Genomic DNA, 19016 nt, shown 5'->3' on the forward strand with positions numbered 1-19016 from the left:
ATCGCGCTTTTTTGTATCTGAAAGGGGATGTTTTTGAAAGCAAGTGGATACAAACAAATTAACCCACATACTTGTGCATCAGATGGATGCTAATACTGGAAATTTGGATGCTTAAACGTGTATATCGAGAAGGCTACCAATCACTTCATTACTTTTATCAACGACAGAAGCGCCGATTCGGTTGTAGCTTGCGGCTTGAGTCAAATTAACCAAAGGTTCGACGGCATTTGGAGAGGGAGTAAAGTTAGGAGCGTTAAATGAGAGTTCGGAATCTTTGACTAGTTCAACCTTATTGAAGTCTAGGTCGTTTTCTTTCACAAAGTCTTTTTGGATGTCATGGGCAGCGTCTTCAGCCATCTTTTGCGATAGCTGAATCATTTGATATCCGGATTGAATTCCTGATATTGGCATGCTGCTTCTCTCACTTGTTATGCTTTTGTTAGCATAGGAAGTGTTGTAAATTCGTGCAAGTGCTTTTGTTAATCTGTTTGATTAAGCAAACAGTTTTGAAAGCATTTCACGTTCTTCACTCGACAGGAGTGGGCTTTCTTTTTTATTCAGAGAGTGATTAATATCGCCTTGAAGCGACTTTAATTGGCTCGCTGTCAGGTCATTAATCTTTTTTCTTAATTCATTAAATTGCTGAGTAGTCATCTCGATCTCCTCACATTTCTTGGGCTTCTCCTTCATCCACCCACCTCAGCGACCTTCATGGTCACAATTAAAGAATGTTCTAATATTCTTAGATTAGTTTTTGAATGGTGTTTTTTTGTCCGAGTAATGTCAGTAAGCGTCAAGTGCCTTGTAAGACTTTTCTTATGAATAAGCACGCTAATCATAAAGGGGTAGAATCATAGTCTACCCCTTTAATATGGTTACTTAGTTCAATATTCTTAGTTCGTTCTAGGCTGGGTTAGTTCACGCGAACGGCAAACTTAGAAGCGAGTGAATGCAGCTCCGGCAACATACGGTAAATCAGATGCAGTTGTTGTAGCACCATGCGGGCTGAATGGTCGTCTTCATCACGCCATTCATTCAGTCTTTGCTCTAGATCTGCATCATTGATTGATGATAGGTCGCATTCTTCACAATGATGATGAAGTTGGCGATGCAGCACATCCAAATGCTGGTGAATGCAGCGATGTGCATCGAGCACAAGTTGATGAATAGATTCATCTTCAATTCTCGTGCGGTGGGCGCCTAACGCTGAGATGTAACTCAGCATCGCGTGGTTAAGCGTTAAGAAACGGAAACTTTCATCTACCGCAGTGCGGTACTTACCTGGTTCCGCCAACATTGTACTGATGGCAGAAGAGAGGTTTGCATCATTGTTGTGTGCTTGGCGGCGAGCAATACGATAGCTGAGGTTGTCTTTCTTACCAATACGGTATTGACCGATGATCTGCCCGAGATACTGCTTGTTGGCATCAATCGCATCGGACATCACTTTGTGTAAACGTTTTGATTGCCAATCTGGCAGAATCACCATGACGGCACCGACTGCTAAAACACAACCAATTAACGTGTCCGCCAAACGTGGTAGTACTACGGCGTAGCCTTCGCCTAACTGATTGAACAAGAACAAAACCAACAAGGTAATAAACCCCGTCGCATAGCCGTAGTTGTTAATACGAAATGCAAAGAACATCACCCCCGAGAAAACAATGAATACTAACTGGCTTTCTTGGGAGGGGAAGAAGGTAAGTAGCGGGACACCAATTAACAAGCCCGCTAATGTGCCGATCACACGAGCAGTCAGCTTTTGTCTTGTTGCGCTGTAATTCGGCTGACAAACAAATAGGGTGGTTAATAGAATCCAGTAACCACGGTCGATATCAAATGCTTGAATGATGCCGTAACCGGCTGTCAAAGCAATTGACATACGCAGCGCATGACGGAACAACATCGAATCTTTATGTAGATTCGCCGCAATACGTTGCCACATTGCTTTAAACGTGTGTGGGTTGGTGTCATCGAGCACGTCTTCTTCTAGGCGTTCAGCATCTGGGTTATTGATGTTGCTCAGTTGCTTCTCAACAGTCGCTAAGTTATTGAACAAGTAGGTCAACTGAGCTAATAGGCGTTTCCAGTGACTTTGGTCTTGCTCTTCTAAATAGCCTAGTGAGTTTTGCAGTTCTGCTAAAGCCAAAATAGATTGGTCTGTGTGAGTATACTCGTTACCCAAGCGGATAGCATGGGCGATGTCGCGACACGCTTGTGCTTGTGATTCAAGCAGGTATTTGAAGCGAAACAGAACATCAGAACGCTCAAATTCTGTCGCAAGATCTTGATAACGATAGTGGCTTGAACTGACGCGTTCATGGATATCTTGTGCGATAAAATAGATGTTCAAGAAGCGGTCACTTGGACCATCGATATGGCCGCGCTTAGAACGGCTAAGCAACGTCGCTTTACAAGCATTCAGTGCATTCACAGTCGCAGCGTTGAGTTTTGCTGCTTCTATACGCATGGGTTGTGGTGTGAGATTGGTGACTGGATGAAACAGCTTTGCCTTGGCATCTAGGTAGTTTGCAATTTGAAGAAAGACAGTCGCGAGGCTTTGTTGAACGGGTTGAAGCGGCCAGAACATCTGCCAGATCATCGACATAAAGTAGTACCACGCAGCGCCTGTCAACAACAGAAGCGGTTGGAACCAAATATTCGTGCTTTCGTGCGCCCCTAGCATGGTGTAGATCGCAATCAACAAAGAGCCAAAGGCAATACTAGCGTATTTAGGTCCAATGGCACCGAGCATGATAAAGCCGAAGGTAGAGACAAACAGGCCGATAGCAAACGCCCACGGTGTATCAAACAATATCTCGATAGAGAAGGCAGCAACCGCAAAACAAATGAAAGTGAGAAATAACGCCTTCACCCTACCTGTAAAACTGTCATCGCTTTCTGCCAGAGCTGCGGCAATCACACCTAAGATAAGCGGAGTGATTAAGGTGTTTTGGCCGAAATACCAAGTAGGTATCACCACACCAAGCAAGGTGATCAAAATGAGAATGCTATAGTTGATGGTTTTGTTTGCCCAATAGAGCCGAAGTTTTAAAGCTGCTTGCACGATGCGCCTTTCGTTGCCGGTGGAAAACGAGAGAATTTTAACAAACTCACTATAGCGTGTTTATGACCTAATTTAATAAAAATCATCAGTTGCTCAGGAAATCAACAGAATTGTCATTGACTTACTGAAGGAGGCTTGTGATGGAAGCGTGTCTCTTGTTCACAAATTCAACAGTAATGTGAATTTTAATTAAGAATACCGACAGAACGCGATTTGTGCTTCATCCATCGCTACAATTTAACCGTCTAAAATGATATAAAACGGGAACTTCTATATCAAAAGGCGCACCTTTCATGCAGCTTACTGCCTCTAATAAAGCACAGTTTTTTATTCAAAATGAGTATTACCAAGTCGAAATAAAAGAAAACAGTGTTTTATTATGTTCAGTGGGTAGTGAAGAACACATCCCGTTTACGATTTGGAATGGCAAAGTGTCGGTCAAAAGAGGTCTTTTATGGAGCTCTTTGCAATTCTTTGCTCATGAGCAAGATGGCAAACAACAAAGCTGGTTAGTTCAAGGTCTACCTTGGCCACAATGTCGCAAGTTTGCTGTAGAAGCGGTGCGTCAATATCAGGATTGGCATAATACTCAATGCCGTAAGCTTGCCGAATTTCTGCCTAAGTGGGAAGACGAGTTATATCAGCTTAAAAACTTGCCTGCTTACTTACCGCATTCTCAAGTACAAAATTGGGTCGATAAACTCAACAACGAATTGGTTGAGATTAAAACCAGTCTCCTTGAAGCGAAAATGCGCATGCCAAAGCGCATGGCTGAAATCGAACCTTGGATTTCTGAAACGTCGAAAACTTTGAGCCAACGTAACCATGATTGGCTAGAGAACGAACGCCCGAATTGGGAAGTGTTGTTCAACCGTATTGAGTCGTCACCTCTGAATCTCTCCCAACAGCATGCCGTCTTACTCAATGATGATCATAACCTTGTGTTAGCGGGTGCTGGGTCTGGTAAAACGAGTGTATTGACGGCACGCGTGGCATATTTACTACAAAGTCACCAAGCGCAAGCAGAAGAATTGTTGATGTTAGCGTTTGGCCGTGATGCGGCTAAAGAGATGAAGGAGCGTTTGGTTGATAAGGTTGGCCTCGCGGCAGAAAACGTGCGCGTGAACACCTTCCACCAGCTTGGATTACGTATTCTTAATCAAGTCGAACCTCAACCGGTCGAAATTAGTCCGCTGGCTTTAGACGATAATCAACGCTCGGCTTGGTGTATTGACTGGCTTAAGAAACATTGGATGACACCAACCAACTTTAAACGTTGGCAGAAGCACTTGGATAAATGGCCGATTGCTTATTTGAAAGGTGACGATGAGCTAGGTAGCCATTCAGAAAACCCTAAGTTGATTGCTTGGTTAGACAGTCAGCTTTCGCAACTTGCTGCGGTCGGCTTGACCAAAAAGCAAGTGCAAGAGAAGCTAGTGAATCATCAAGACTACACGCGCTTGAATAGCGAACTGGCTTTGTGTTGGCCATGTTTTAGTGCATGGCAAAAAATGCTCAAAGAAACCAACCAGGTCGATTTTCCTACCATGATCAGTCGTGCGACGGATTATGTGACCAAAGGTAAGTTCATTTCACCTTGGCGTTTTGTGATGGTAGATGAGTATCAAGATATCTCTCCAGACCGCTTGGCTTTGATTGAAGCTCTGTGTGAATCGACAGAGAAGCAAACCGGCGCGACTTTGTTTGCTGTGGGGGATGATTGGCAAGCGATTTATCAATTTGCTGGAGCGGACGTGGATTTAACAACTGGGTTCCAAGATCGCTTTGTTCACTCAACGGTTCATTACCTTGATACGACCTACCGTTTTAACAATCAAATTGGTGACGTTGCGAACACGTTCATCCAAGAAAACCCATCGCAATTGCCGAAAACACTCAATAGCCATAAGCAACGTAAACAAAAGAGCGTACATACTGCACCAAGCAATCAAGTTGAGAAGATCCTAGATCAACTTAACCAGCAAGCGAAGAAAACGAAATCGGTACTGCTGTTAGGGCGAAACCATTATCACAAACCCGATCTATATGACGATTGGTTGAAGCGTTTCCCGAACCTTGAGATTCGCTTTATGACGTGTCATGCAAGTAAGGGGAGGGAAGCTGATTTTGTTATTATCTTGTCTGTGGACGAAGGGCAGTTCCCTGCTAAGAAAAAGCAAGCCCACATTGATGGCGCATTGACGGAGTCAAAAGACAAATTCTCTTATGCGGAAGAGCGTCGTTTGTTCTATGTTGCGCTGACTCGTGCTAAAGAGAAAGTATGGATCACGCACACCGGTGCTGGCTCTGGGTTTGTTCAAGAATTGGTGAACGGCGATTATCCAATTGTCACTTCTCGTTAGATAAAGACTTCACGTTAGAAGCGTTTCTCTTCGGTTAGAAACAACAAAGGCGATACTCAGTATCGCCTTTGTTTTATGTGTGATTTAACGTTCAGAGCTTATGTTCGTTCTGCTAGGTAAGCGTCGTAGTCTGGCACTTCAATGTCCACTTCTTGGTCAATCAGTGGGGAATTGAATAGGAACTTAGCTGTAGCGCGGTTTGTCGCGACCGGAATGTTCCACACGCTTGCAATACGCAACAGCGCTTTTACATCTGGGTCGTGCGGTACAGCGTTCAGTGGGTCCCAGAAGAAGACGAGTACATCGATGTTGCCTTCAGAGATGAGAGCACCAAGTTGTTGGTCACCGCCCATTGGGCCACTGATCATGCTCTTGATTGCTAGACCGGTTTCCTTGCTTAGCATGTGGCCAGTCGTGCCTGTAGCGTACAAGAAGTGGCTTTGCAGTTTCTCTTTATTCTCTTTAACCCAACGAAGTAGCTCAGGCTTGCAGTTGTCGTGGGCAACCAATGCCACATGTTTGTGCGCTGGCATGGTACGAGTCTTTTTTTGCATCAAGTTATTTCCATTTTTATGATTTTAAATTCGTTGCCGTCCAATAAAACACGTTTTTTATCTATCAATCAACTGCATTAACGCTGAATGTCGGCCTATATTCTGACGGAGATAACGATTCTTCAATTGTGTCGTCATGAAGAGTCTTCGGAGTTAGCGCTTTAATGGCTGGTGACGCATGTTTCTCATACGGTTGCTGACGTAAATAATGCACGGCTTGCATCACTGATAAACGGCCTTGTTGGACCATTTTATCGGTAGGTGCAAATAGGACTTTGTGACGCAACAAACCTCGGTAAACACCATGGCTGAGGTAAACCGAAACTAAACCAATGTCCTCGGTTTTACCCGCGCTGCGTAATTCACTGATTGCGGCCTCAATCGCAACGGCGCTGCCAACAATGTAATCAATGTTGCCCATATCAATCACACGTTGGACTAGATTGCGTTGCAGTTCTTTGTCGTTATCTGCCCAGTAGGAATCGACGATGTTAATGTCGCTGTCTTTGATCGCTTCATAAAACCCCGTTGTTACCGGTTTTGTTCCGCCACGTGTTCTTGGTCCAAGCAATAAAGCGATGTTGGTTTTGCCTGACCCTTTCGGATGTTTGTCTGCGAGGAACTTACCTGCTTCGTAACCCATCCAATACCAATCAACACCAACTTCACCTTGAAGTAGCTGTTTTTGTTCTTGATCGAGTTCAAGTTGGTTTACGGTCGCAAACACGGGCGTATTGCCTATCCAGTTTTTCAGGTTGTGTTCGTAAGCTTGTGGATCGACCGTTCCAAGAATAATGGCATCTGCACCCCATTGGGTACACAAAGCCAGTTGTTGCTCTTGGCGAGTTTTGTTTGGGTAACCACCAGCCTCTAAAACACGAAGGTTGATACCAAGTTTTTCCGCTTCGGAAACCATTCCATAGTTTACTGATAACCAGTATGAGTCCTTTAAATGAGGGTAAATAGCACAGACTTTCTCTGTCGCAAAAGCTGGCACTGAAGCGAAAAGTGACATTGCGAGAGCTGAATGCTTGAAAATTGTGCGAAATGAGCGCTGATTTATAACCATGAAATGAAGTTCGTTGGCATAGATTAAGTAAACACTGCAAAATATAACGTAATATGTCGCCGAACACGAATATTAAGGTCAGGAAAATATGTTGCTAGCTACCGCAAGCATCGGTCGCAAACTGTTATTGTCTTTCATTGCGATGGCAATGCTGGTCATGCTGTCTGCGCTAATCGGTGTATCAGGGTTTTCTCTGGTGGCAAAAACAGAAAGGAACGTGGTGGACGCTGCCATTCCGGCAATGATTGAAGCTCGACAAGTTTCGGAGCTCAGCACTCGCATTATTTCATCGGTGCAAATGTTGTCGAATGCGCAAAATGAACAAGAGCGTAAAGAGGCGGGACGAGTGCTGTTTGATCAGCTTGAATCGCTGCTTACTCACATCAAAGAACTGGGTGGCGAGTCGTTTGACGCTGATTTACTCGAAACCTTAGAAAATCACGTTCAAAACGTCATCAATAATCTAGCTGAATTGGGTGTGACGGTAGAAAGAAAGCTGTGGCTCGCCAAAGAGATCGATACGCGCGTAGAAGAAATGCGCTTATTGAGTGAAGAGCTTGAGCAACTGACTCGCACCCAAGTTCAAAACACCAGTACGATCGCGGTTGCTAACGTCACTCATATTTATGACCTTCTTGAAACCAACAAAAAAGCTCAAGTTTACCAAGCTTTGGATGCGCTCGTAGAAGTCGATCTCGATCTGACTGAGCGACTGCATGAATTGCACTTATTGGCGTTTAAGATGCTCAACCAGATTGAAGAAGCTCGCACCCTCACCAATGTGGATCGTATTCAACAAATCCAAACTGAGTTTGAAGACAATCTAAAAATCATGAAGCGACGTGTATTGGCGGTAGAAGACCCGACTCGCTCAGAGCAGATGGGGCAACTACTAAAAGAGCTGGGTAAACGACAAGTTGTGTTTACTATCCTGCTTCAACAATACGAAAACAACGAGCAGTCTCAAGAGTTAATGCAAGGGACGTTACAGCTCTTCTCTGAGCTAAATGGTACCGTCAACAAGCTGGTGGATGACTCAAACCAAACGACACGTGTGGCTGTCGATGAGCTTACGAATACCTTGAAGTTCGCACAGTGGTCCCTGACGGTGATTTCTATCATTGGTTTGATCATCGTTGTCTTGATCTTGTGGCGTGTCGTGTATGTTTCGGTGGTTAAGCGTCTGGGGGAATACTCGGCAGCGCTATTGTCGGTTGCACAAGGTAATTTGGCGGTTGAGTTAGAAGTAAAAGGCAAAGACGAACTTGCACATATGGGGCAGGCGATCATTACGGCACGTAACACGGCGCAAGCGCTTAAAGTCGTGGCCGAAGGCGAAGCGCAAGCTAAGCGAGAATTAGAAGAACACAAAGAGCACCTAGAAGAGTTGATCGAGCAACGTACCTCTCAGTTGAAACAAGCAAACCGTCGCTTAAATGAAGAGGTGCTTAACCACGCGAAAGCACGGAAACAAGCCGAACAAGCTAGCCGTGCGAAGTCTGCTTTCTTGGCAACAATGAGTCATGAAATTCGGACACCGATGAACGGAGTGCTCGGAACCGCTCGCCTGCTGATAGACTCAGGGCTAAACCCAATTCAAAAGCGTTATGCAGAGATCATCAACCGCAGTGGCAAAACCCTATTGGCGATCTTAAATGACGTTTTAGATTACTCCAAAATCGAAGCCGGGCACTTAGAGATACGAAGTTTAGGTTTCGACTTGCATCAGATCGTTGAAGACACTTTCCAGCTAATGAACGGTAAGGCACAAGAGAAGAAGTTGCTCTTTTCTTACCATATTGAAAGCGATGTAGGTCGTTATTGGAAAGGTGACGTGACACGTATCAACCAAGTGTTGAATAACTTAGTTGGTAACGCGATTAAGTTTACTGAGGAGGGGGAGATTGATATCTACGTCAGCTTGAATCCAGAAGACGAATCACAAGTTTTATTTGAAGTCTCAGATACCGGAATTGGCATTGCGAAAAAAGACCAGAAGACGTTGTTTGATGCCTTCACCCAAGCGGAAGGTGGTTTAAATCAAACTGGTGGTACAGGTTTAGGTTTAGCCATTAGCCGCCGTATTATTCAAGCCATGGGTGGACGCCTGGACGTTGACTCTGATGAAGGTCATGGTAGCCGTTTCTGGTTCTCGATTCCTTTGGAGGAAAGTGAACCAGTTGAAACCGTTTCTATTGCGAGTGCACGGTGCAAGATCAAAGCGAAGGTGTTCATTGTCGAAGATAATCCGGTAAATCGGGTGGTTGCGGAAGGTTTCTTAGAAAGCATGGGGCATGAAGTCGTCATGGCGGAAGATGGTGCGCAAGCGGAACGAATCATGCAAAAACAGGACTTCGATATCGCATTAGTCGATATTAATTTACCTGACTGTAATGGCACTGACTTGATTCATCGACTGAAACAAATAGAAAGTAACAAACCAGCAGATAAAGCACTTGCACCAACACCAATGGTTGCGGTTTCTGCTCACGTATTTGCTGAAGAAGTAGAAAGCTACTTAGCAGCGGGTTTCGATGGCTACTTACCGAAACCAATGGAAAAAGAAGCACTTGCTACGCTTATTCAAGACATGTTAGATGGCAAACAGCTTTTGCTGCCCCAAATGAGCAAGTGTGACCCTCAGGATGAGACGATAACAATCACTGATATTAACGAGACACCGGTCATCAATGAGCCGACAGCAGAGGAGCCAGCAATGGTTATCATCAATCCGAATGTGATTCAGTCAGACATGAAGATCTTGGGTAGAGAGAAAATGCTGCACATCATCGACTTGTTTAGACAAACCAGTACTGACGTACTGAGTCAGATGGAAACATCTGCGGATAATGGCGATAGCCGAGCAGTAAAAGATCTTGCTCATAAGTTGAAAGGCAGTGCAGGCAGCTTAGGTTTGACGGCATTGATGGATACCTGCCAAAGCATTGAAATTGCATCAGAACCATTAGAAGTATACTCAAGCGAGCAAGACATTATTAAGAAGCAAGTGACCGATTCGGTCGTTGCACTTGACCGTTTGATGGCAGAATAAAAGGCGTGTGATGCGCCTTGCGTCTTGCGGTTAGCTCGTGGGCTAAAAACAAAAACCTCCGGTTTGCGCCGGAGGTTTTTTCTATTCGGTCAGATCATCTTCCCACTCGAACCGAGTGTCTAGAGCATAAGGATCATCTTCGAACGGATGTTCCATTCTGCCACGCAAGTATTCGAGTTGGTGCTCAAGCATGTTGACCGTGTCGTAATCCCCCTCTGAGCAGGCAACGTATATCTGTTGCTCGAGAGCGGCGATGTTGTCTCGGATACTCATGAGAACCCCCTTAAATCATCATCGATTCTCAAAACGATTATAGTCAAGTAAACCAAATTCGATCGGTTGTTTTGTACGATACCAATCGTGGATACGATCGCTAAATGGCCAGAACTTTTCTGAGCTTCGGCGAATAGCAAAATTATCCAGTAACTTAACGTAATCATCCTCGGATTTAAGGGTGCTAAATTGATCGACAAATTCTTTTACTTGATCTTCTTCAATTGAGAAAAACGCTGCTGGATAGCTGCCAACCACACCTCGAACAATGGTCATGTCATCTTTCGCAAAGTCTCGATTGCTCTCCTCATCAAACAAGCTAGAAATGTTGATGTGAGCGTTATTATGAATAAGAGTGAAAAGCTCATCCTCACCGGATTTGCTGCGCACCATTAGCATCGTGATTTGCGGTACCGTTTTTAGCCCTTCACCACGAACTTGGTTGATGCTCGCCAACTGCTGCTCATTCTCTACGGTCAGCGCGGTATCGACGATGTCGTATCGTGGCAACAAGATAGGTGATACTTGCTTGCGCAGAATATCCAATAGCTCCGATTTAGGATCGTCGGTGTGATACACAACACTGGTCGGTTGGCTAAATGGCGCAACGTTGCGTTGTAAGAAGTCACTCAGTTGACGCGGTTGGTCCTGATACCAACTTGAATGTTCTTGGTGGCGCATATCAGCAGGCAGTAGGGCAATAAAGTTACTTTCCCCTTCAAGGCGTAAGAAGTCCATGAACATTCGGGTAATCAGCTGGTGGCCAAAGTTACCGTACACATCGAAGCCTGCAACAAGTAGGTAGTGGATACGTTCAAGCAGGGCATAGTCCAAAACCCAAGCCGTTTTCGGTTGTTCACCCACTAGACCTTGCACCACTGACGCGCTGTCAAAGTGACGGAAGACCGTAAGAGCTGCATTCGGATTTGTACCGTTGCCGTCCCAAATTACGTCGGTCGATAGGTGCTCACCGTTCTTAAACCACTTGTTGATGAAGTCAGATTTGGCTTCTAGGTAGCGTGCTTGCTGACGCGAGTATTTCACCCAGTTGGTTACTGGCACAGTATTGCTTTCAAGCTCGCCGGGAAGTTTTAGGTTCGCTGCTTGTGAGCGGTAGAATTCGTTGACTTCAGGAATGTCGGCTTTGTCTGGGTCTAGGAAGAATACCCAGAAGCGATCATTGATTACGTTTAATGCCAACTGACCACGACATACTGGGCCTTTGATGTAAGCCATGATGGTGTTCTGAGCGTTGTCCAACATGAACTTGAAGCGCGACTTCACCGGCAAATCGATGAATGCGGTCATTGGGTTTGCGGCGATTTCAGGCTCGTAGCTTGGTAATTTTGCCACTTCGTAATCGGCATCGATGAACCATTTTTTCCAGTTTTCGATACGTTGTTTGTTCAGCGCAAACGGCATGTGCGTCTTGTCGACAATAGTGCCTTGCTCAGGAATGATGCGGTAGTACACGCGTTCAACACCCGGATCATCATAAGGACGACGCGTTGTGATGCGTTTTACTGGCTCTCCCGGTGGCGTCGAAGAGCGAACGAGAGTGAAGAATCGTGGTTGCTCACCGTCCAGTTCAGAAAAGAACAGGTGCGATAAGAAAAGGTGTTCGTAAATATAACGAGCGGCGAGTTGGTTTTTGCGAGAACTCTTGTTCAGCAGCGTCTCGTATTTCTGTACCTCAGCTTTTTGTTGCTCGGTAAGCGGGATATGCGCATTCATGATGCCGCCATTTTCCAGCCAAAGCATGAGCGTTTGATATTCTATCGCCGTTAGATTCGGCATTCCGAAAGGCATTCCCCATGTCGGGTTGTCTTGTTCGTATTTTGCGTACTCTTCTATCGTCGGACACGTTTGTTCACGGTCGATAGAGAAATCGAAGCCTTCTAATTGAACTTGATCAGGGAGTGGATGACGTTCCTTTTGTTGCAACATACGAGCAATCAAACCTGCATCCATATTAGCCGCCATGCTCTGCTCACGCTCGTTGAGCACAGGATGGAAGCCAGCATCACGCCATTCTTGCGTAGTTTGCGCGTCTTCAAATAAGCGAGTTGGGGCTGCTGCGGTCAAGCGTGTGCCTTCGTAAACCAAAGCTTTGCTTGCACCACGGTCGATGCCTTCTACGGAAGAGAGTTTTAACTGACAAGGGGCATCGTAGCAGGCATGACAAACCACACATCGATTATTGACGATAGGTTTTACTTCATGTTGAAAGAAGTCCGCTTGGGGCGTCTCAAGAGCAACAGTACGCTCGCGCACTTCTTCAGGGCCAAACAGTTTGTCGTAGTTTAGGCCCGCATAGGTCGCACAACCTGCAAACAGAGTGGCGATACACAGTGTAAAAATTAAACGTAAATTCATTGAGTTATTTTGAGTAAATTGAATTTGCGTTAATTAAAGCAAAATAAGTCGCCAAATACCAAAAATCGGAGCAAATTGCTCCGATTTCCGGGTTGTTATTGTTAGGTCAATGCAAAGCAAGAGACAAACCTAGAACGCGTAAGTCACGTTAAAGCGGAAGTCTCGACCCGGACTTGCGTAGCCTTGGGCAACAGGGCTACCGATGTATTCCATGTACGACGCATGGTCAAAGTAGTATTTGTCGAATACGTTCTTCACAGACAGCGTTAGAGATAACTCTTCGTCAGCGAGGGGCATCCAATATGCGTAAACATCGTGTACGCCGTAGCCTGGCTTTTCTGGATGAACGGTTGGATCCGCCACGTCGGTTAGACGTTCAACAAATCGAGCATTCCAGCCAAACTCCAGTGTTTCCATCGGCTGATAGATCAGATCAAGCACCCAAGTGTCACCGATTGATGTGCCTAGGGTGGAGTCATCATCCGAAAGTGGAGTGCCGTTGAGTTCTGGGCGTGATTGGTTGTAGCTCAAGCGAGCTGACACATCTGAAATCGCATAACCTAGGTAAGCGGTGATGCCTTGATTATCTAAATCGCCAACATTGGTGTACACGGCCCCTTGATTGGTGACGACATCTTTGATGGTACTGTCAAAGAAGGTTAAGCCAGCAAAGAATTCGTCATATTGGTAGTTTGCACCCAGCTCTAGATTGCGCGCTTCCTCTGGCTTACGGTTTGGATCATTTTCGCGGTAGTCGATGACAAATAACTCTTTGATTTGTTGCCCACGAAACGCTTCCGCATAGCTCGCGAATAGGTTCAAACCTTCAAAGGCGTTGTAATTGATACCAACGTTAGGGCTAAAGCCACTTGAGTCAAAGTCTTGGCCCATGTTGTCGGTCAGTTCATACCAATCATAACGAGCACCAGCGGTGAGAATAAGAGCGTCTGTCAGCATCCAGTCGTCTTGAACAAACAAACCGTAGACAGTGCCTTTCTCTTCATCATCCTTTTTACCATCGTAATTGGTCTCAAATTCTGATTTGTCTTTCTTGTAATCTAGGCCGTAAACCAAAGTATGGTCGGTGAGTTTGCTAGTGTTGAAGCTCTTCACGCCAGAAGTTTGAATTGAGCCATCGCTCGTTCCCCAACGTGGGTGATCTTTGTGGGCAAGACGACTGTCCGTGTAGTAGAAGGTCGTATCGAGATTGAATAGGTCACTCGCGCTGTATTTGTGGTTTAAGGTGAATGTCGAGCGGTCCGTCTCTTGGTCTAAAGGTTCGTTTTTGAAACTTGGTTGGAAGTGCGGGCGATTCAAGCGTCGTCCATCGTCATTACGATAGTCGTAGCTTACTGAGAGGTAGTGTTCGTCATTGAGTTGACCAGATAGCTTAAGGAGGGCAACTTGCTGTTCTAGCGCTGTATAAGGCTGCTCTTCACCTTTGCCATCTTGAATGTTGTCACCATCGATGTAACCGAATGATGCCAACAAACCAAGTTGATCGGCGACTTCACCATAAAGACTTGCCGATACTTTGTAGCCTTCATTGTTGGTGTAGTAGCCACCTTTCAACATTGCACCGTAGGTTTGGTCTGCAGCGAGCAGATCGTGTGCATCTTTTGTGGTGAATTTAATTGCGCCGCCAAGTGCGCCAGGGCCGTCTGTTGCTCGTCCGGAGCCTGCACTCACATCGACTTGCTTAAGCAGCTCTGGCTCGATCGATAATCGGCCTTGGTGGTGAAATAGGTTACCGGATTGTTCTGCACCATCGATAGAGACATTCAGCATCGTATCTTCTAGACCTCGGACGTAGATCTTTTGAGAAATACCTGATGAGCCACCGACACTGACTTCGGCATCCTTTCTGAAAATATCATTAAGATCTTGAGCTTGGGATTTTGCTAGTTGGTCAGAGTCTATCGAGATATCGACACCTTCCGGTGTGTGACCAGTCACCTCGATAACTTCCATATCATCCTTGGCGTAAGTCGCTTGTGACGCCACTAAAAGCGCGATGTTAAGTGGGCTTAGCTTAAATACGGTTGAAGCAGACACCGTAACCTCCATTGTTAATGAGAATTATTATCGAGTGAGATTTTGGTGATTCTTCCACGCTGAGTAAACGACTTTTACAACTGTTACAATCCTTGTTATGGGTGAGGCTTAACGTCGTTTGGGCAAGGTAATATCCATCACTAAACCTCGCTCTGGCGCATTGTAGGCAACGATCTTGCCGCCAACGGCTTCAATATGCCTTTTCGCTAACGCGAGCCCAACACCAAAGCCCTTACGTGATGCGACTTGATTATTGGCCTTAAAGAAAGGTTTGAAAATTTGTTGATACAAACTTGGGTCGATACCAGGTCCAGAGTCGGTAATGACGATTTGATAATGCTCGCTACTGTTTCGCACCTCAATTTTTAGCGCTTCATTAGGTTGGGTGTAACGTAAACCGTTGCGAATGACGTTTTCTAACGATTGGCTGAGTGCCATTTGGTTGGAGTCATTGATAGGTAATGATTCGTCTTGCTGCAGTAACACGTGCCTATCCGGGTATTCAAATCGTGCATCTTCAACGATGATTTCAACCAGTTCTGCTAAGTCAAATGCTTCCGTTCTGAGGTTCGGTTGTTCGTTTTCAATCCATGCAAGGGTGAGAGTGTCTTCTGCTGTACTGCGCATCTTATGAGTGTCGCTTTTGATGCGTTGTAACATCTGCTCGCGCTCAATGTTTTTATCGACGCAGTCTATGGCCATTTCTATTCGAGCGAGTGGGGTACGTATCTCATGTGACATGTCGGCGATTAAGTTTCTGTTGTGTTGAATCACATCTGAGGTTCGTTCCGCCATTTTGTCGAAAGTTCGCGCGACTTGGCTTATTTCATCGTTGCCTAACTTCATGGTCTGTCCAATTCGCGCCGAATAATCCCCTTGGCTGAAAGCTTGGCTTGCTCGGTGGAACTGCTGTAATGGACGCATGACGTAACGGTACAAATACACCGTAAGTGCCAGTAAAGAGAGAAATGGAATCACAAAACGGAACAACCAAAACGCATGGGACATGTAAGTTCCGGGGCGCATTCGGTCGGGCAGTAGAATCAGAAAATGATACCCAAAAGGAGAAAGCGGCACTTCCATGATTGGATTGTCTGGAAAATCGAGGTTGATTTTCCATTCAACACTTCGACCAATGCCGTAGCCTTCCCAAAACCGTTCATTGAGCGGATTACCGCCTTTTACGTCTAGGTGTGATTGCAGAACCGTTGCCCAAGTAGACTCATTAGAAGCGAGTTCTTCTAACCAAGCGTCCAAACCTTGCCAATCTTGCTGGTCGATATAGGTTTGTGCTGTAGAGCCCCAATCGAGGATCTGTTGACGGTGGGACTTCTTAAGGTAGCTCATCTTTTCATTAGAAAGAATGGCAGCGCTATGAATCAAAGAAAAGAAAATAACCACACCGAGAGATAAGACGACAAACAGTCGCCAGAACAACATTTTCTTCATTTGAAAATATACCCTTTGCCATGCACGGTCTGGATACGGTCGTTCGACATACCTTCTGCAATGAGGCGTTTACGCACACGGCTTAAGTGCATGTCTAGGGCTCGGTCATATTGGCTAAATTGACGTTCTAGTACGGTCTGGTAAAGGAAGGGTTTACTCAGTACTTCTTCGCGGTGCTCGATTAACGTCCACAGCAGTTTAAATTGAATAGGTGTCAGTTGAATGGGGTTCATCTCAGGACGATGATGGAGCGTTACCGTGTGAGTTTGTTTATCGAGGAGTAACTCTCTCTCACTGAGTTGCGTTGCTGAATTGGGCTGCTTGATGAGTTGGGTGCGACGTAGAATTGCTTCTATACGTAAACTCACTTCGGTGAAGTTACAGGGTTTGGTGATGTAATCATCCGCTCCGCATTTAAGGCCCTGAATTCGATATTCTTCTGCGCCAAATGCAGTCAGCATAACTACGGGTGTTTGTGACTGAGAACGAATGACATTAAGCACTTCGAAACCATCGAGGTTAGGGAGGTTGACATCGAGTATGACCAAATCAAAGTCTTGCTGCTGAAAAGCCTTAACGGCTTCATCCCCGCAAAACATCGAGATGACTTGATAGCGTTGCTCTTTAAGTAGTCGGGTGAGTTGAAGGTTGAGATCTGGGTCATCTTCGACCAATAAGATTGAAGGAGCAGGAACGGATGAACTCGATGACCAGTTTGGCTTTGGCTGAACGGGGACTGACGTTGGGCTAAACATGTTGATATATCACTTATTATCGATAATGCGAACTATTATCAATAGTGACTTGGTTAAAATCAACGTGATGAATGAGAAAGCTATCAGTTATTTATAAAGAGCCTTCAAAGTGCGACATGTCTAGAAGTTTTACTTAAGCGGGGAAGGTCGAGACAAAAAGAAAGCCCACCTGAATCGGTGGGCTTTTTCGGTAGTTGCAAAAGAAACTAGTTCATTTTTTTAACTTCTTGCTGAAGTTGCTCTAGCTGCTTCATCTTGCCTTGTAGGCCAAGAGATTGGTAGCTAATCGACGCTGGGTTCATCATCTGACCTTGCTGCATTGGGTAATCTGGCAGCGTCTTGAAGAACTCACCAAGAACGTCTTGGATTGGTACGAACAACCACATGTTGTCTGCCATCCAGCGTAGGTACATACCAGATTCGTGCGGTGCTTTCTCGAATGGGTCAGCACGTAAATGGATGATCTTCGGCCAGTTTGGAGAGAAACGAACTGCATCGGTAATGTTACCTTCTAGGGTTGCGAAGTGCAGTTTCCAGTCGTTCCAACGAACTGCGTTTAGCTCACCATTAGCAGTGAAGTAAAGCAGTGACTCACGAGGACCTTTCTCTTCTTTACCTTGGAAGTAAGGCATGAAGTTGTAACCATCAATGTGTACGCGCCAGTCTTTACCGTTCGCTTTGTAGCCTTTCGCTAGCTTCTCTTTCACGTCAGGAACGCCGGCTGCAGCCATTAGAGTTGGTAGCCAGTCTTGGTGCGCCATCATTTCGTTGATCTTAGTACCCGGTTCGATTACGCCAGGCCAACGAACAAGTTGAGGTACGCGCATACCGCCTTCCCATGTCGTGCCTTTTTCACCATGGAATGGTGTTGCACCGCCGTCAGGCCACGATACAGTCTCTGCACCGTTATCGGTTGAGTAGATAACGATGGTGTTGTCTGCGACACCTAGCTCATCCAGTTTATCCAGTAGAATACCCACTTGATCATCATGCTCTAACATGCCGTCGGCGTAGATACTGATGCCAGATTTTCCTTGGTATTTTTCCTGAAGGCGAGTCCAAACGTGCATACGAGTGGTGTTGTGCCAGATAAAGAATGGCTTGTCTGCTTTCACGGCTTTTTCCATGAACGCCAGTGACGTTTCTAGGAATTCTTCATCCGCGTGCTCCATACGCTTACGCGTCATTGGGCCTGTATCTTCAATCTTACCGTCAGCAAAAGACTTGATTACACCACGAGGGCCGTAGTTTTTACGGAACTCAGGATCTTTCGGGTAGTAGTAAGTTTCTGGTTCTTCTTCAGCATTGAGGTGATAAAGGTTACCGAAGAACTCGTCGAAACCGTGGTTAGTTGGCAAGTGTTGGTCTTGGTCACCTAAGTGGTTCTTACCAAACTGAGCCGTCATGTAGCCTTGACCTTTAAGCAGGTCTGCAATGGTCGGTGCCCAATCAGGGATACCGTGAGTAGAGCCTGGCATACCGATTGTAAGCAAGCCAGTACGGAACGGTTCTTGGCCTGTGATAAATGCTGCACGGCCTGCAGTACAAGATTGCTGACCGTAGTGATCAGTAAATAGTGCACCCTCGTTTGCAATACGGTCGATATTCGGGGTTTCGTAACCCATCATACCTTGGTTGTATGCACTGATGTTCCAGTAACCAACATCATCACCAAAGATCGCTAGGATGTTTGGTTTGTCTGCTGCCACTGCTGCGCTTGAGGTTGCCAGTACGCCGAGACCGACAGCCAGCTTGCTCATTTGGTTAGCCATAAAAACTCCAAATTGGTTGTAAGTTGGAAAAGAAGCCTAGGTACCGCCCATGCTTCGTTGGCTATTAAGTTAATGATGCAATTGAAGAATGTCGCTTTATAGTGTTTATAACCATAAGTTATGTAGAGAAATAACTTGTTGTTTTATCAGTTGATTGTTTCGACCTTAGAATTTGTGGGGAAAACTGAAGCGAGACTTAGGTCACGTTAATCCACTTTCTAAATGGGGATA

At 45.5% G+C, this 19016-nt stretch carries 13 protein-coding genes; 2 read left to right on the forward strand and 11 right to left on the reverse strand.

Annotated elements, in window-relative coordinates; all coding sequences use genetic code 11:
* Window positions 1-111: 111 nt before the first annotated feature.
* The 3 genes from OQJ86_RS11910 to yccS all read right to left on the reverse strand — a co-directional run bounded on the left by OQJ86_RS11910 (window position 112) and on the right by yccS (window position 3067).
* Entirely contained in the window at window positions 112-378 is a 267-nt protein-coding gene (locus OQJ86_RS11910) for a hypothetical protein (protein ID WP_054757060.1), read from the reverse strand.
* Window positions 379-492: 114 nt separating this feature from the next.
* Window positions 493-654 (reverse strand): hypothetical protein, encoded by a 162-nt coding sequence (locus tag OQJ86_RS11915; RefSeq protein WP_164492032.1) that lies wholly within the window; start codon window positions 652-654, stop codon window positions 493-495.
* Window positions 655-913: 259 nt separating this feature from the next.
* The gene (yccS, locus tag OQJ86_RS11920) at window positions 914-3067 is read right to left on the reverse strand and encodes a YccS family putative transporter (RefSeq protein ID WP_042606028.1); all 2154 of its coding nucleotides are present in this window, start codon (window positions 3065-3067) and stop codon (window positions 914-916) included.
* 293 nt (window positions 3068-3360) lie between these two features.
* Between yccS and helD the strand changes: the two genes are divergently transcribed.
* Complete coding sequence (helD, locus tag OQJ86_RS11925; protein WP_038878876.1) at window positions 3361-5430, forward strand: DNA helicase IV; 2070 nt, start codon at window positions 3361-3363, stop codon at window positions 5428-5430.
* Window positions 5431-5528: 98 nt separating this feature from the next.
* Here the strand turns inward: helD and OQJ86_RS11930 are convergent, their stop codons facing one another.
* Both OQJ86_RS11930 and torT read right to left on the reverse strand, forming a co-directional pair.
* Window positions 5529-5984 carry a methylglyoxal synthase gene (locus OQJ86_RS11930; protein ID WP_038867953.1) on the reverse strand — a complete coding sequence of 152 codons (456 nt, stop codon included), beginning with the start codon at window positions 5982-5984 and terminating at the stop codon, window positions 5529-5531.
* Between the two features lie 64 nt (window positions 5985-6048).
* Window positions 6049-7098, reverse strand: coding sequence for a TMAO reductase system periplasmic protein TorT (gene torT, locus OQJ86_RS11935; RefSeq protein ID WP_265987913.1), 1050 nt, complete (start codon window positions 7096-7098; stop codon window positions 6049-6051).
* A 43-nt stretch (window positions 7099-7141) separates the two neighbouring features.
* Here torT and torS point away from each other — a divergent pair, with 43 nt between their 5' ends.
* Complete coding sequence (torS, locus tag OQJ86_RS11940) at window positions 7142-10105, forward strand: TMAO reductase system sensor histidine kinase/response regulator TorS (RefSeq protein WP_104028014.1); 2964 nt, start codon at window positions 7142-7144, stop codon at window positions 10103-10105.
* Between the two features lie 81 nt (window positions 10106-10186).
* Here torS and OQJ86_RS11945 read toward each other — a convergent pair whose 3' ends face one another.
* The 6 genes from OQJ86_RS11945 to OQJ86_RS11970 form a co-directional block, all read right to left on the reverse strand.
* Window positions 10187-10378: a hypothetical protein gene (locus OQJ86_RS11945; RefSeq protein WP_005447215.1), complete on the reverse strand. Its 192-nt coding sequence runs from the start codon at window positions 10376-10378 to the stop codon at window positions 10187-10189.
* A gap of 18 nt (window positions 10379-10396) precedes the next feature.
* Window positions 10397-12754 carry a fatty acid cis/trans isomerase gene (locus tag OQJ86_RS11950; RefSeq protein WP_265987887.1) on the reverse strand — a complete coding sequence of 786 codons (2358 nt, stop codon included), beginning with the start codon at window positions 12752-12754 and terminating at the stop codon, window positions 10397-10399.
* A gap of 129 nt (window positions 12755-12883) precedes the next feature.
* The gene (locus OQJ86_RS11955) at window positions 12884-14809 is read right to left on the reverse strand and encodes a TonB-dependent receptor domain-containing protein (RefSeq protein ID WP_265987889.1); all 1926 of its coding nucleotides are present in this window, start codon (window positions 14807-14809) and stop codon (window positions 12884-12886) included.
* Window positions 14810-14917: 108 nt separating this feature from the next.
* Window positions 14918-16258, reverse strand: coding sequence for a sensor histidine kinase (locus OQJ86_RS11960; protein ID WP_265987890.1), 1341 nt, complete (start codon window positions 16256-16258; stop codon window positions 14918-14920).
* Window positions 16255-17013, reverse strand: a complete 759-nt coding sequence (locus OQJ86_RS11965; RefSeq protein WP_063345316.1) for a response regulator transcription factor — start codon at window positions 17011-17013, stop codon at window positions 16255-16257. The genes OQJ86_RS11960 and OQJ86_RS11965 overlap by 4 nt, the downstream gene beginning before the upstream one ends.
* A gap of 206 nt (window positions 17014-17219) precedes the next feature.
* On the reverse strand, window positions 17220-18785 hold the full coding sequence (locus OQJ86_RS11970) for an arylsulfatase (protein ID WP_038867939.1): 1566 nt from the start codon (window positions 18783-18785) through the stop codon (window positions 17220-17222).
* Window positions 18786-19016 lie beyond the last annotated feature (231 nt).

The sequence above is a fragment of the Vibrio sp. Sgm 5 genome (assembly GCF_026241575.1).
Lineage (GTDB): Bacteria > Pseudomonadota > Gammaproteobacteria > Enterobacterales > Vibrionaceae > Vibrio > Vibrio jasicida.